At 59.8% G+C, this 13,599-nt stretch carries 14 protein-coding genes; 9 read left to right on the top strand and 5 right to left on the bottom strand.

The window, feature by feature from the left end:
- The first annotated feature begins 10 nt into the window (after nucleotides 1-10).
- The 4 genes from RUM8411_RS19650 to RUM8411_RS19665 all read left to right on the top strand — a co-directional run bounded on the left by RUM8411_RS19650 (nucleotide 11) and on the right by RUM8411_RS19665 (nucleotide 2,496).
- On the top strand, nucleotides 11-235 hold the full coding sequence (locus tag RUM8411_RS19650) for a F0F1 ATP synthase subunit C (protein ID WP_005981269.1): 225 nt from the start codon (nucleotides 11-13) through the stop codon (nucleotides 233-235).
- Between the two features lie 86 nt (nucleotides 236-321).
- Entirely contained in the window at nucleotides 322-873 is a 552-nt protein-coding gene (locus RUM8411_RS19655; RefSeq protein WP_085824426.1) for a F0F1 ATP synthase subunit B', read from the top strand.
- A 5-nt stretch (nucleotides 874-878) separates the two neighbouring features.
- Nucleotides 879-1,439, top strand: a complete 561-nt coding sequence (locus tag RUM8411_RS19660) for a F0F1 ATP synthase subunit B (protein ID WP_085824427.1) — start codon at nucleotides 879-881, stop codon at nucleotides 1,437-1,439.
- A gap of 196 nt (nucleotides 1,440-1,635) precedes the next feature.
- Nucleotides 1,636-2,496 carry a glycosyltransferase family 2 protein gene (locus tag RUM8411_RS19665; RefSeq protein ID WP_085824428.1) on the top strand — a complete coding sequence of 287 codons (861 nt, stop codon included), beginning with the start codon at nucleotides 1,636-1,638 and terminating at the stop codon, nucleotides 2,494-2,496.
- Between the two features lie 20 nt (nucleotides 2,497-2,516).
- Here RUM8411_RS19665 and RUM8411_RS19670 read toward each other — a convergent pair whose 3' ends face one another.
- Together RUM8411_RS19670 and RUM8411_RS19675 are read right to left on the bottom strand one after the other, a co-directional pair.
- A complete protein-coding gene (locus RUM8411_RS19670) occupies nucleotides 2,517-3,005 on the bottom strand; it encodes a metal-dependent hydrolase (protein ID WP_085824429.1) in 489 nt (162 codons plus the stop codon).
- Nucleotides 3,005-3,775 (bottom strand): FCD domain-containing protein, encoded by a 771-nt coding sequence (locus tag RUM8411_RS19675; protein WP_085824430.1) that lies wholly within the window; start codon nucleotides 3,773-3,775, stop codon nucleotides 3,005-3,007. Before RUM8411_RS19675 ends, RUM8411_RS19670 begins: the two co-directional genes overlap by 1 nt.
- A 151-nt stretch (nucleotides 3,776-3,926) precedes the next feature.
- Here RUM8411_RS19675 and RUM8411_RS19680 point away from each other — a divergent pair, with 151 nt between their 5' ends.
- From RUM8411_RS19680 to RUM8411_RS19700, 5 genes are all read left to right on the top strand, one after another.
- Nucleotides 3,927-5,126: an aminotransferase-like domain-containing protein gene (locus RUM8411_RS19680; RefSeq protein ID WP_085824431.1), complete on the top strand. Its 1,200-nt coding sequence runs from the start codon at nucleotides 3,927-3,929 to the stop codon at nucleotides 5,124-5,126.
- Nucleotides 5,127-5,170: 44 nt separating this feature from the next.
- Nucleotides 5,171-5,578 (top strand): hypothetical protein, encoded by a 408-nt coding sequence (locus tag RUM8411_RS19685; RefSeq protein ID WP_085824432.1) that lies wholly within the window; start codon nucleotides 5,171-5,173, stop codon nucleotides 5,576-5,578.
- 140 nt (nucleotides 5,579-5,718) lie between these two features.
- Nucleotides 5,719-9,174: a chromosome segregation SMC family protein gene (locus tag RUM8411_RS19690; RefSeq protein WP_085824433.1), complete on the top strand. Its 3,456-nt coding sequence runs from the start codon at nucleotides 5,719-5,721 to the stop codon at nucleotides 9,172-9,174.
- Nucleotides 9,175-9,228: 54 nt separating this feature from the next.
- On the top strand, nucleotides 9,229-9,579 hold the full coding sequence (locus RUM8411_RS19695) for a hypothetical protein (RefSeq protein WP_085824434.1): 351 nt from the start codon (nucleotides 9,229-9,231) through the stop codon (nucleotides 9,577-9,579).
- Nucleotides 9,580-9,712: 133 nt separating this feature from the next.
- A complete protein-coding gene (locus tag RUM8411_RS19700) occupies nucleotides 9,713-10,510 on the top strand; it encodes a class II glutamine amidotransferase (protein WP_085824435.1) in 798 nt (265 codons plus the stop codon).
- A 12-nt stretch (nucleotides 10,511-10,522) separates the two neighbouring features.
- On the opposite strand, the gene RUM8411_RS19705 is transcribed toward RUM8411_RS19700, so the two are convergent.
- From RUM8411_RS19705 to RUM8411_RS19715, 3 genes are read right to left on the bottom strand one after another with little or no spacing between them, the layout of a single operon-like run.
- Nucleotides 10,523-11,686, bottom strand: coding sequence for a lytic murein transglycosylase (locus RUM8411_RS19705; protein ID WP_085824436.1), 1,164 nt, complete (start codon nucleotides 11,684-11,686; stop codon nucleotides 10,523-10,525).
- Nucleotides 11,687-11,697: 11 nt separating this feature from the next.
- The gene (cbiB, locus tag RUM8411_RS19710; RefSeq protein ID WP_085824437.1) at nucleotides 11,698-12,618 is read right to left on the bottom strand and encodes an adenosylcobinamide-phosphate synthase CbiB; all 921 of its coding nucleotides are present in this window, start codon (nucleotides 12,616-12,618) and stop codon (nucleotides 11,698-11,700) included.
- A complete protein-coding gene (locus RUM8411_RS19715; protein WP_085824498.1) occupies nucleotides 12,615-13,580 on the bottom strand; it encodes a threonine-phosphate decarboxylase in 966 nt (321 codons plus the stop codon). The genes cbiB and RUM8411_RS19715 overlap by 4 nt, the downstream gene beginning before the upstream one ends.
- Between the last annotated feature and the right edge of the window lie 19 nt (nucleotides 13,581-13,599).

Genomic DNA, 13,599 nt, shown 5'->3' on the forward strand with positions numbered 1-13,599 from the left:
GAGAAACATCATGGAAGGCGATCTCGCACACATCGGCGCAGGCCTGGCAGCAATCGGTTCCGGCGCAGCCGCAATCGGGGTGGGCAACGTAGCAGGCAACTTCCTGGCCGGCGCCCTTCGCAACCCTTCAGCGGCTGCATCGCAGACCGCGACCCTGTTCATCGGTATCGCATTTGCAGAAGCCCTGGGGATCTTTGCATTCCTGGTCTCGCTGCTGCTGATGTTCGCCGTCTAATCTGCGGAACCTGATCCTTACGCACGGGTGGGCCCAAGCCATAGCGGCCCACCTGTTGTAAAGACAACGTTCCGACGGAGGACATCATGGCGACTGAACCCATTTCAGAAGAAGTAGTTGGCACATGCGTCGACTCCCATGGCTCTGCCATTGGGATGCCGCAGCTCTGCTTCGATTGGTTCCCCAACCAGGTTTTCTGGCTGGTTATCACGCTGGTCGTCATCTTTCTGGTCCTGTCCCGCGTGGCTCTGCCGCGTATCGCGGCAATCCTGGCGGAACGTCAGGGGACCATTACAAATGACCTGGCTGCGGCCGAAGATCTGAAGGCCAAAGCGGTCGAGGCCGAAGAGGCCTATAACAAGGCGCTGGCTGATGCCCGTGCCGAGGCACAGCGTATTGCGGCCGAAGCCCGTGCCGAAATCCAGTCTGGTCTGGATGACGCGATTGCTCTGGCAGACGCGGAAATCGCGGCCAAAGCGGCTGAATCGGAAAAGGCAATTGCCGACATCCGTGCCAGTGCGCTGGACAGCATTCAGGTGGTTGCCAAGGATACGGCGGCTGAACTGGTCACTGCGTTGGGGGGCGAGGCGGATGCCGATGCCGTTTCCGGTGCCGTAGACGCTCAGATGAAGGGATAAGTGACATGCGGAATACTCTTGCTCTTATCCTGACCCTGGGCGCGGCCAGCCCTGCATTCGCCGCAAGCGGGCCGTTCTTTTCGCTGGGCAACACCGACTTTGTGGTGCTGCTGGGCTTCATCGTTTTCATCGCGGTCCTGTTCTATTTCAAGGTTCCGGGCATGATCGGTGGTGCGCTGGACACCCGTGCCGAAGGCATCAAGTCCGAACTGGACGAAGCCCGCGCCTTGCATGAAGAAGCGCGCAGTCTGCTGGCCTCGTACGAGCGCAAGCAGCGCGAAGTTCAGACTCAGGCAGACGCTATTGTCGCGGCGGCCAAAGACGACGCCGCACTGGCGGCGGAACAGGCCAAAGCTGATCTGGAACAATCCATCGCACGCCGTCTGGCGGCCGCAAAGGATCAGATCGCGTCGGCCGAGGCATCGGCGGTCAAGGAAGTCCGTGATCAGGCCATCACCGTTGCCGTTTCGGCAGCGAATGCGGTTCTGGCCAAGCAGATGACTGCTGCGCATGCGAACAAGCTGATCGACTCAGCGATTGCCGACGTAGGTGAAAAACTGCACTAAGCATTTGGTGTGAGCCAAGTATTAAGCAACCCGGCAGAACCCTGCCGGGTTTGCTGTTTTTAGTGGCTGATCTGCACAACGTTAACCGTGACGCTTTTGCCCCCTGTTGCCTGATCGGGCAAATAAGATAAGCTCGACCGATACTTGCTTGCCGCCGACCAATTTACGGCCAGGGTGATTTTATGATGGGACTGCCATGACTGACCTGCCAATGATCAGTGTCGTGATTCCGAATTTGAATTGCGCCGACTTTCTGGAACGCACAATCAAATCCGTGCTGGAACAAGAGTATCCTAACCTGGACCTGATCCTTGCGGATGGAGGCAGCACTGACAGTTCAATGGACATCGTGGCGCGGTACCGCGATGCGTTTTCTCACGTGATCTCGGAGCCGGATACCGGGCAGGCCAATGCTTTGAACAAAGGGTTTGCCCTTTCGCGCGGCGAGGTGATGGGTTGGATCAATTCCGATGACAAATTGATGCCTGGCGGGTTGTCGGTTGTTGGGTCCTTGTTTGCGCTTAACAAGGATATTGAATGGCTGACTGGCCGGATGACCTGTATCGACGAGCAGGATAACCTGCTCAGCATCCGTCGCCCCAAAGTTGTCTCGCGTGCCCGCTTTTTGGCTGGCGACTATCAGTGGGTTCAGCAGGAATCGACCTATTGGCGCCGTAGCCTGTGGGAATGCGCAGGTGCCAAGTTTGACGAGTCACTCAAACTGGCAGTTGATGGCGAGCTATGGCTGCGCTTTTCGCGTCATGCCGAGCTGTTGCCGGTACATGCGCAGATTGGTGCATTCCGTTTTCGCGAAGGTCAGCGATCCGAAGCAATGGAGGAGTATAATGCCGAGATGCTCGAGGCGATCCGGTGCGAACGGCGCCTGGAAAGCAACGCGGATGAGCTGATGCGGTCCATTCTCGATATGCCGGTGGCTTTGCGCAATCGCTCAGAGGCTGAAGGCAGTTTCCCGGATCTCAGCGCCGTGGACCCCCAACCGTTGAAACGTCTGGACATGTGGAAGCATGGCGTAATGCGGATTTTCCACGGTATCTAAAGCGCAAGCCCCCGGCGGTGTCACTCTGGATGCAGTATTGGGCGTCGACCCCTACGCCAGACTATTAGCGCCAGTACGGTGATTGCGATCTCAACAGCAAAGGTCCAGTGGTTGAGAAACGATAATATCCAGTGCGAATGGGTAGCCTGAACCGTGACAAGGGGATGTGAAGCGTCCAACAGCGGCCAGCCCCAGGCAATCTCTCCGACGATTGAATCCAGCGCCATATGCACCACCCCGCCGGCGCCAAAGAATATAAGAACAATTCCAGCTCGCGGCATTCGAAGTCTAAGCATCAATCCTGCCAGTACTATGCCGACCCACAGAATTGGCCGATGCGTCAGGTAAGCATGGTGATGATGTGCGCGGCTATCGACCAAATAAAACCAAAGCATATCGAGGTCAGGCGCAACTGCGCCGATCATGGCCGCTGTAAAGGCCAATTTGTCGACACCTGGTGCCGCAGCCCGAAAGAACAGATATGCGCCGGGCAAATGGCCAATGAACATCAGGTCTGCCCGGTCTCGTGTTGCAGCCGCTGCTGGGCAATCGCTTCGTTGCGGGCGGCTTTCTGGTGGTCTTCCATGCTGCGTCGGACAAAGCTCAGATGTTGTTGCACGGCGTCGCGCGCCCTTTCTGGGTCGCGGGCCTGCAAGGCGGTGTTGATGGTGCGGTGCTGGTCCAGAATGGCCTCGCGCGTTGCGCGCTGCTGAAACATCATCTGGCGGTTGTAAAACACGCCTTGCTGCAGCAGATCATACATGGATCGCATCATATGCAGCATCACCACATTATGGCTGGCTTCGATGATGGCCATGTGGAACTGTGCGTCCAGATGCGCCTCTTCCTCGGTGGCGTTGCGGGTATGGGCGGTCTCCATCTTGTCAAAGATCGCCTGAATGACTTTCAGATCGCTGTCCGAGCCTAGCCGGGCCGTACGCTCCGCTGCCAGACCTTCCATGTCGCGCCGGAACGAGAGGTAGTCGAATACCGCCTCGTCATGGCTACTGAACAGCCGGATCAGGGCCGGGGAAAAGGCCGAGCCCAGAACTTCGGCCACATAGATGCCTGAACCCGCCTTGGCACTTAGCAAGCCCTGCTCCTGCAACTCGGCAATCGCCTCGCGCAGCGACGGGCGCGAAACGCCCAGCCGGTCGGCCAGATCACGTTCCGGCGGCAGTCTTTCCCCGGGGCGCAGGATACCGCGCAGGATCAGCAATTCGATTTGTTTGACCACCGCAATGGACAGCTTGTCGGTCTGGACTTTTTGAAAGGGCATACAGCTATCGGTCCGGGATTGGTCAAATCATATGACCACGGTTTTGCAGCCGGTTCAAGAAGGGCCAATCACCTGTTTGAAACATTAGGTCAGCATTATTGACATTAATCGCGCGATGTCTAATCTGCCGAACGTGAGAAGGAGGAGACTCATGTCTACGAAAGACCTGTTCGCCACGCGAACATCGCGCATGAAAGCGTCAGAAATACGCGAATTGCTTAAACTGCTGGACCAGCCGGGGATCATATCCTTTGCGGGAGGCATTCCGGACCCGGCCCTGTTTCCCGCCGAAGGATTTTCGGCCGCTTTCCAAAGCGCGTTAGGGCCGGAAAGTCAGGCGCAGGCGCTGCAGTATTCGGTAAGCGAAGGCTATGCGCCGCTGCGTGAATGGCTGGTCGACCACATGCGCGAGATCGGCATTGAATGCGGGCTGGACAACATCCTGATCACTTCGGGATCGCAGCAGGCGCTTGACTACCTGGGCAAGCTTTACCTGTCGCCTGGTGATACTGCGCTGGTTGGATGGCCGACCTATCTGGGCGCGCTGGCCGCCTTCAACGCCTATGAGCCGCGTTTTGATCGGCTGAGCATCAATGGCAATAGCAGGGCTGCAGAGTACAATGCCGCAGCGGGTGAGGGTGCGGTAAAATTCGCCTATCTGTCGCCGGATTTCGCCAACCCGACCGGTGAAACCGTTGATCTGCGCGGCCGAGAAGCCCTGCTGGATCTGGCGGATGAGTTGAACTGTGCGGTGATCGAAGACGGCGCGTATCAGGCGCTCCGCTATGACGGGGAGGCGATCCCCCCGGTTCTGGCGTTGGAACTTGCGCGCAAAGGCGCGATCGAATCTTGTCGGACGGTCTATTGCGGCAGCTTTTCAAAGACCCTGTCGCCAGGTTTGCGGGTCGGTTGGGTCGTGGCAGCCAAGCCGGTGATCTCGCAATTGGTGCTGATGAAACAGGCGGCAGACCTACATTCGGCAACGATCAACCAGATGGCCATTGATCAGGTGGCGCGGGCCAGCTTTGACACACATATCCCCATGCTGCGCCGGGTCTATGGCGCTCGCCGCGATGCCATGCTGGACGCGCTGGCAACCTATATGCCTGACGGTGTGGAATGGACCAAGCCCGAGGGCGGCATGTTCATCTGGGTGACCTTGCCAAAAGGCACAGACGGTGCCGACCTTCTGGCGCGTGCGCTGGACAGCGTGAAGGTTGCTTTTGTGCCCGGTCAGGCCTTTTTCCCGGATGGATCCGGCGCCAACACGATCCGGCTGAGTTTCTCGAACTCGGACGAGGCCACGATTCGTGAGGGTATCCGCCGCTTGGGGGACGTGCTGCGCGCATAAGACCGGAAAGGTTCTGTTAACCATATTGCGCCAAAGTTGGGCGCATGATCCGGTATCTGTCTCTTCTGGTGCTGGCCGCATGTTCGGCCGGCACCCCCTATTTTCGCGACCTGCCTGCAACCCGTGTGGCGGTGAACGGCAGCGTGTTTGACGTGCGCGTGCGCGGTGATCTTGCCGAGGCGGTGCGGATCAACACGCAATACGCCCCGCGCCTGGGCCCGATCCGAGATCGGGCCGGGCTGGCTATGGCGCAGGTCTCGGGCTGTGCCATTCTAGATGTGCTAGGCGACGCGGCGGTGACGGTTGGCGTTTTGGGATGTGACCGCGCCGCCGGAGAGAGGTTGCTGTTGACCGCTGTCTCAACCCCGAATTACGAATGTGTCGATTTCGGCCTTTTTGAAGATATCGGCAAGGATTGCGGCTATCAGGTGTTTGAATGCACGCCGTACTGAGATACGCGTTTTCTTGCGCATTTCGGCAAGATGTTGTGGATAAGTCGGGGTGATCTCCCACATCCTGCGTAACTGCGTTGACTCACCCCCAATCAGTTGCGCAAACTTCCAGATATAGGAATCATGGGACCAAGCGGCCATTGCGCTTTAGCAAACTCAAACTGACCGGCTTTAAAAGCTTTGTTGATCCGACCGATCTGATCATCGCGGACGGTTTGACCGGTGTGGTGGGTCCGAATGGGTGCGGGAAGTCCAACCTTCTGGAAGCGTTGCGCTGGGTGATGGGGGAAAACCGCCCCAAATCCATGCGCGGTGGCGCGATGGAGGATGTGATTTTTGCCGGTGCCGCCACACGCTCGGCCCGCAACTTTGCCGAAGTTGTTCTGACCATGGACAACTCGGAACGTCTGGCGCCCTCGGGGTTCAACGACAACGACCAGCTTGAAATCATCCGTCGCATCACTCGCGATGTGGGCAGCGCTTATAAAACCAACGGTAAGGATGTGCGGGCGCGCGATGTGCAGATGCTGTTTGCCGACGCCTCGACCGGGGCGCATTCGCCAGCGCTGGTGGGGCAGAACCGTATTGCCGAGCTGATAAACGCCAAGCCCCGCGCCCGTCGCCGCATTCTGGAAGAGGCCGCTGGGATCTCGGGCCTGTATCAGCGCCGCCACGAGGCCGAGCTGAAGCTGAAAGGCACCGAATCCAATCTGACCCGCGTTGATGATGTGTTGGAGCAGTTGGGCACGCAACTGGCCCAGCTGGCCCGTCAGGCCCGTCAGGCCGCGCGCTATCGCGAGATTGGTGAACAGCTGCGTCAGGCCGAAGGCATGTTGCTGTATCGGCGCTGGAAAGAGGCTGATATGGCCCGCCAGCAAGCCGAAGAAAAGCTGCGCGAACGGATTACCGAAGCGTCCCGCGCCGAGGCTGACGCCCGCGCCGCCGCTGCCAAGCGGGCTGAGATCGAAGAGACTTTGCCGCCCTTGCGCGAAGAAGAGGCCATTGCTGCCGCAGTGTTGCAACGCCAGCAAGTACAACGCGATGCACTGACCGATCAGGAAACCCGCGCCCGCCAAACCATTGAGACATTGACCAACCGTATTCAGCAGTTGGGCAATGATATCGAACGCGAAACCGGTCTGAATCGCGACGCGGGCCAGATGATCGAACGTCTGGAATGGGAAGCGCGCGAGCTGACCAAAGCTGCCGAAGGGCATGAGGACAAAGTGGCCGAGGCCGCCGAAATCGCGCGCGAGGCCGCGTCAGTCCTGCAGGACCGCGAAGATCACCTCTCCCAAGAGACCGAGGATATGGCGCGTCTGGTGGCGCGTCACCAATCGGGGCAGCGTTTGGTCGAAGACAGCCGCAAGACATTGGCCCGATCTGAAGGCGAGGAAGAAAAAGCCCGTGCCGCAGTGGCAGAGGCCAAATCGGCCCTGACCCGCGCCAGTGAGGCATTTGAAGCGGCGCAAGAGGGTGAAGAAGAAGCCCGAGAGGCGGCTGAGGCCGCCGAAGAGGCCTTGGCCGCCGCAGATGAGCTGCGCAACGAAACACAAGGCCGCGAGGCCGAGGCCCGCGCGCAACGTTCCGAGGCCGAAGGAGAGCTGGGCGCCATTCGCGCCGAGACGACAGCGCTGGCCAAGCTGGTTGAACGCGACACTGCCGAAGGTGGTCAGGTTCTGGACCTGCTGCGTGTGGCCCCGGGCTATGAAAAGGCTTTGGGAGCCGCGCTGGCCGACGATCTGCGCGCACCTTTGGTCGAGGGCGATGGCCCCTCTGGCTGGGTGCAGATGGCGGGTTACGACAGTGACCAGCCATTGCCCGAAGGGACAGAACCGCTGGCCTTGCACGTGTCGGGTCCTGATCGCCTTAGCCGTCGGATCGCACAGATCGGATTGGTCGATGCAGATCAGGGCGCGCGCCTGCAGGCATCATTGAAGCCTGGGCAGCGTTTGGTATCACGCTCAGGCGACCTGTGGCGTTGGGATGGCTTCCGGGCTTGGGCCGAGGATGCGCCCAGTGCGGCGGCATTGCGTTTGGAACAGTTGAACAAGCTGGAAGCGCTGAAACAGGAGCTGACTCGCACCGAGGCGCAAGCCGATGGGGCCCGCGCGGCACATGAGGCCCTGTCGCAGCAACTGGCCGATGTGACCGAGGCCGACCGCCGCGCGCGCGAGGCGCGTCGCGCGGCGGATCAGCGTATGGCCGAGACCGCGCGTCAGCTCAGCCGGGCCGAAGCCGACCGCAATCTGGCCCAGGGCAAGCTTGAGACCCTGACCCTCGCTGTAGATCGCCACAAAGAGGACGCCATGTCGGCCCGTGCTCAGCTGCGCGAGGCAGAAAGCGTGTTGGTGGGGCTGGGCAATCTCGACAGCGCCCGCGCCCAGGTCGAAGACATCAAACAAACGGTCGAGGCCGCGCGGATCACCATGCTGACCCACCGGTCGTCGCATGATGAACTGCGCCGCGAGGGTGAGGCCCGGACGCGCCGGACGCAAGAAGTGACCAAGGACCTCAGCGGCTGGAGGCACCGCCTGGAAACGGCTGAAAAACGGATTTCCGAACTGGCCGAGCGCAAGGAAGGTTCCGAAGAGGAACTGTCAGAAGCAATGGCTGCCCCGGCCGAAATTGCCGAAGCGCGCGAAGAGCTGAATGAGCTGATCGAAACGGCCGAGGCCCGTCGCGCTGAATCGGCAGACAAACTTGCCGAGGCTGAGCGCCAACAGCGCGAGGTCGTAATTGCTGAGCGGGATTCGGAGCGTTTGGCCTCAGAAGCTCGCGAGGCCCGTGCGGCGGCCGAGGCGCGGTGTGATGCCGCCAAGGAAAGCGTGGCTGCTACGTCAGAGCGGATTGCCGAGGATCAGCAATTGACGCCCAATCAATTGTTGAACCAGCTGGACGTGAACCCGGACCAGATGCCTGCCGCTGATGCTTTGGAAGCAGAAGTGAACCGCCACAAGCGTCAGCGTGACGCCATGGGGGCGGTGAACCTGCGTGCCGAGGAGGACGCCAAAGAGGTTCAGGAGGAGTTTGACACCCTGAACACTGAAAAGGCTGATTTGGAAGAGGCGATCAAGGCGCTGCGCAGCGGCATTGCCAGCCTGAACCGCGAAGGCCGCGAACGTCTGCTGACCGCGTTTGAGCAGGTGAACTCGAACTTTGCCATGCTGTTCAAACATTTGTTCGGCGGTGGTGAGGCCAATCTGGTCATGGTTGAAAGCGACGATCCGCTGGATGCGGGACTTGAGATCATGTGTCAGCCACCGGGTAAAAAACTCTCGACCCTAAGCCTGTTGTCGGGGGGGGAACAGACCCTGACAGCTACGGCGTTGATCTTTGGCGTCTTCCTCGCCAACCCGGCGCCCATCTGTGTGCTGGACGAGGTCGACGCGCCGCTGGATGATGCCAATGTCACCCGGTTCTGCGACCTGCTGGACGAGATGTGCCGCCAGACCGACACCCGCTTTTTGATTATCACCCACCACGCGGTGACCATGGCGCGGATGGACCGGTTGTTTGGTGTGACCATGCAGGAACAAGGCGTCAGCCAGCTTGTTTCGGTTGATCTGAAAAAAGCCGAACAGATGGTTGCCTGACCGATCACTGCAACGTTATGACCATCTGCCGGCCCTGCAGGGTAAGCTGGCCGCATGACACGTTTTCTGATCCTCGCGCTTTTGGCCGCCGGACCGCTCTGGGCAGCCGAGTGGCCCACCAAACCCGGCGATGTCCCCCTGTCGTCCGTGGAATTGGATGGGCTCGCAGGCCGCACCCTGACTTTTTATGATGACGGTCAGTCCAAGTTTTCGGCAGGCGGGGCCTATTCGTTTACCTACGCCAGCGGCGACTCGGCCTTTGGCACCTATTCCATCGCCGAAGACGGCAGCGTCTGCATTGCCTATCGCAACGGGTTCACCCGGTGCGATCTGTATGTCCGCAGCGGTGAACGGCTGATCCTGATTGACGAAAAAGGCGATCGGTATCCGGTTCGGAATGAGTAAATGATCTGAACTCTGCGCCAAATGCCAATCAAATGATAGCAAATATCAAAAAACTTAGTGATCTTTGGGAGAATAGCTGCTCGTCCAGATGATATCGTCGTGCGAAATCATCAAAGACGACGGAGAGTGGTGTATGTGCCGGTTTTTGGCTTGGGTAGGCGAGCAGCGATATCTGGACGAGTTGATCCAGGAGCAGGAGCAATCTCTTGTTATTCAAAGCCGAAATGCGCTGATCGGAAAAACGCCGATAAATGCCGATGGTTTCGGACTGGCCTGGTATTCTGATCGTGGAACGCCGTGCTTCTACAAGGACACCCATCCGGCCTGGTCCGATGCCAATCTCAAGCAGTTGGCACATCACACCCGATCACGGCTTTTCCTGGCGCATGTGCGGGCCTCAACAGGAACCGCAACTTCGCGAAACAACTGTCACCCTTTTGGCTTCGACAAATGGAGCTTCATGCACAACGGACAGGCTGGGGGTCATGACAGAATTCGGCAGGCGCTAGATGCCATGATCCCAGCGCAGTTATACGGATACCGCATGGGGGCAACAGAGAGCGAGGCAATCTTCCTGATCGCCCATGGCGAGGGTCTGAACACCGACCCAATCGGGGCTATGGAGCGCGCAATTGGGCGGGTGGAGACACTGTCCAGACAAAGTGGTGCGCTCCCATACCTACGATTTGCGGCATGCTGGTCAGATGGCAAACGTGTTTTTGCAGCACGCTATGCTTCTGACCGTTACGCACCCAGCCTACACTACCGCGTCTGCAAGGACGGTATCATCATTTCTTCCGAGCCGCTGGATGTGGATAATGACGATTGGGTCGAGATCAAGCCCAACACGGCGATTGAAACTGAGGGTTCGTCAGTGCTGGTCCATGCATTCGACCCGTCAATGGCGCGCAATCAGGAAAAGGTCGCGTAAACGAACCAGCCCTTACAACCGTCCCAACAAATCCGCCGTTGGCCAGGCATCCGCAGGCAGCCCCAGCCGCGCTTGTTCGGCCTGAACCGCTGCGCGGGTTCCGGCCCCCAAGATGCCGTCAATCTTGCCAACGTCATAGCCGCGCGCCTGCAGCTTGCTTTGCAACTGCTTCATTTGTGCGCCGGACAGACCGGGCGCCGGGTTGCCAGCATCATAGATTTGTCCGCCTTCCAGACGGGTGCCGAAATAGGCGGCGGTCAGCACATAGACAAAGCTTTGGTTCCACTCGAAATAGACGTCGAAATTGGGGTAGGCCAGAAAGGCGGGCCCCTTGTGCCCCTGTGGCAGGATCAGCGAGGCAGGCAGGTTGGCCAAGGACCCGCTGCGCACCTGCACGCCCATTGCCTGCCAGTCGGAAACCGAACGTGGCTTGCCGGGGCCGGACAAGGACCAGTCCATCTGTGCAGGGAGCGTCACTTCTTGCAACCAGGGCTGGCCCGGTTGCCATCCCAGATGTGACAGCATCTTGCCCCCCGACATCAACGCATCAGGGGCTGAGGTCTTGAGCGAGACTGTGCCGTCGCCATCCCCGTCCACGCCGTTTTCAAGAATGTCGCGGGGCAACATCTGCACCATGCCGATTTCGCCCGCCCATGCACCGGTTGTGCGAGCTGGATCAAAATTGCCTTGTTGGTACAGTTCGATTGCGGCGAAAACCTGGGGTCGGAACAACTCTGGCCGGCGGCAATCATGGGCGAGTGTGACCAGCGCATTGCGGGTGTTGAAATCGCCCTGAAACGCGCCGTAGTCGGTCTCGAACGCCCAGAAGGCCAGCAACACGCCGCGCGAGATACCGTACTCGGCTTCGATTCTATCAAACACCGCGTCGTATTTGCGCGACATCGCCTGCCCGCGGTCAATCCGGTTTTGCGAGATCAGATGGCGTGAGAAATCGATGAACGGTTTCTGGAACACGCCCTGCGCCCGGTCGGCCTTCAACACCGCGTTGTCCTGTTGCACGCCTTTGAAAAACGCGTTGACGGTGGACTTGTCAAAACCCTGCTGAACGGCCTCGGATTTCAGCCCTTTGACAAAGGAATTGAACCCACCACCGCATTGGGCAAGGGCAGGTGTGGTGAGTAGGGCGGCGGCAACAAAGGCAGAGAGAAAGCGCATGAACGGATCCGTCAGAGAATAAAGTTGAACCCAACCCACACCGACACGAGGCCAAGCGCAAGCCCCCAAACCCTCCAAAGCATGTCACATGCGCGGAAAACCTCTGGTGCTCCGATCTCGTGCGGGGCCTCGCCATTGACCCAAGCCAGGTCACGGAGTTGGCCGTCATAGCTGCGCGGGCCTGCGAGGGCGACATCGAGTGCACGCGCCATGGCGGCCTCGGGCCAGCCCGCATTGGGCGAGATATGGCGTCGGGCGTCCGCCACCATATCAGACCAGCGCGCCCATTGACCGGACAGCGCCACGATCATCACATAAGTCAGGCGGGCAGGGATCAGGTTCAGCAGATCGTCCAGACGGGCAGCGGCCCATCCGAAGGCGTGGTATTTTTCGGTTCGATACCCGATCATGCTGTCGGCGGTATTGATCGCCTTATAAACCAACAGGCCCGGCAGCCCTGCGATCAGGAACCAGAACGCAGGCGCAATCACCCCGTCGCTGAGGTTTTCTGCGGCACTTTCGATGGCTGACCGCGCCACCTGCGCTTCGGTCATATCGGTTGTGTCGCGTGAGACGATCATAGCCACTTTTGCGCGGCCGTCCTCCAGCGAGGCACGCAGCCCGTCGCCGACCGCGCGAACATGAGAGACCAGCGATTTTTGCGCCAACAGGATTGCGCAGAGGACAAGTTCAACCACCGGCCCCAGCATTGCCAGCCCGCGCCCGAGGACCACCGCTCCGCAGACCATCAGCAACACAACGGCGATCCCCTTCAGCCGTCGCTGGCTTCTCTGGTTCAGACGTGTGTCCAGCCAGCCGATGATATTGCCCATCAGAACCGCCGGATGCCGGACCCGCGACCACAGCCAGTTCGGCTCGCCCAGGGCTGCGTCCAGACACATGGCGCAGACCAGCAGAAAGGCGGTGCTCACAGCGCGGCCTCCAGCCGATCCCACCCATGGGCAGGGGGCAGGCCCAGTCGCAGATAGGTCTGTGAATAGGGAAAGATGCGACTCCAGATTTGGCCGCGTGCCAATTGGTCCTGCCATTCGGTGGCGTTGTTAACTTCGAAGAGGCGGAACAAGGGTGTGCCTCCGATCAACGTGGCCCCCTTGGCGGTGACAAGCCTGTCCAGACGGGCGGCATCCTCGGTCAGGCGCTGTCGGGTCTCGTCAGCCCAGCCGGTGTCTCGCAGCGCGCGTTCCCCGATCCGAAGGGCAGGGCCGGACACCGCCCAAGGGCCTGTTAGATCGTTCAACTGCGCGATCAGGTCGGGTTGCCCAATTGCAAAGCCCAAGCGCATCCCTGCCAATCCCCAGAATTTGCCAAAGCTCTTTAGCACGATGACACCGGGTCGCTGCGACAGACGGATCAACGAGACATCGGGGCTGATATCACAAAAGCTTTCGTCGATCACAGTCAGGGGCGCGCACGCATCCACCTCGCTCCATGTCCGCCCATCCGGGTTGTTTGGATGCACGATGACGCGGGCCTCTGCCGGGCCACCTGGCTGCACGGTCCAGCCTTGGGCGGCAAAAGCGGCGGCATGTTCGTTATACGTAGGCATTGTGATCTGCACACGGGCCTGCGGGGCAAGCGCCGGAATGCGGGCGATAATCGCTGAGGCCCCGGGTACAGGCAGGATCGCCGCGCCGTCCGGCACAGACCAAAACGAGCGCGCCGCATTTGTCAGACACTCAAACGCGCCATGATCGGGCAGATCGCTCCAATCCGATGGGGTAAGGCCCGATACTCCATAGGGCTGCGGGTTGATGCCGGTGGACAGGTCTATCCAGTCGGCACGCACGCCGCCATACGCGGTGATGGCACCGTCAAGCCCGCCGCCGTGGTCACGCGCCGCCCGAGGGTTCAAATCTTGGTCATGGCTTGCCATAGGGGTTCCACCGGATTCG

Source organism: Ruegeria meonggei (assembly GCF_900172215.1).
GTDB classification, from domain to species: domain Bacteria; phylum Pseudomonadota; class Alphaproteobacteria; order Rhodobacterales; family Rhodobacteraceae; genus Ruegeria; species Ruegeria meonggei.

Bases quoted from the DNA above. Each gene is read 5' to 3' on its own strand.
- RUM8411_RS19650 (WP_005981269.1), top strand. From the start codon at position 11: ATGGAAGGCGATCTCGCACACATCGGCGCAGGCCTGGCAGCAATCGGT.
- RUM8411_RS19655 (WP_085824426.1), top strand. From the start codon at position 322: ATGGCGACTGAACCCATTTCAGAAGAAGTAGTTGGCACATGCGTCGAC.
- RUM8411_RS19660 (WP_085824427.1), top strand. From the start codon at position 879: ATGCGGAATACTCTTGCTCTTATCCTGACCCTGGGCGCGGCCAGCCCT.
- RUM8411_RS19665 (WP_085824428.1), top strand. From the start codon at position 1,636: ATGACTGACCTGCCAATGATCAGTGTCGTGATTCCGAATTTGAATTGC.
- RUM8411_RS19670 (WP_085824429.1), bottom strand. From the start codon at position 3,005: ATGTTCATTGGCCATTTGCCCGGCGCATATCTGTTCTTTCGGGCTGCG.
- RUM8411_RS19675 (WP_085824430.1), bottom strand. From the start codon at position 3,775: ATGCCCTTTCAAAAAGTCCAGACCGACAAGCTGTCCATTGCGGTGGTC.
- RUM8411_RS19680 (WP_085824431.1), top strand. From the start codon at position 3,927: ATGTCTACGAAAGACCTGTTCGCCACGCGAACATCGCGCATGAAAGCG.
- RUM8411_RS19685 (WP_085824432.1), top strand. From the start codon at position 5,171: ATGATCCGGTATCTGTCTCTTCTGGTGCTGGCCGCATGTTCGGCCGGC.
- RUM8411_RS19695 (WP_085824434.1), top strand. From the start codon at position 9,229: ATGACACGTTTTCTGATCCTCGCGCTTTTGGCCGCCGGACCGCTCTGG.
- RUM8411_RS19700 (WP_085824435.1), top strand. From the start codon at position 9,713: ATGTGCCGGTTTTTGGCTTGGGTAGGCGAGCAGCGATATCTGGACGAG.
- RUM8411_RS19705 (WP_085824436.1), bottom strand. From the start codon at position 11,686: ATGCGCTTTCTCTCTGCCTTTGTTGCCGCCGCCCTACTCACCACACCT.
- RUM8411_RS19715 (WP_085824498.1), bottom strand. From the start codon at position 13,580: ATGGCAAGCCATGACCAAGATTTGAACCCTCGGGCGGCGCGTGACCAC.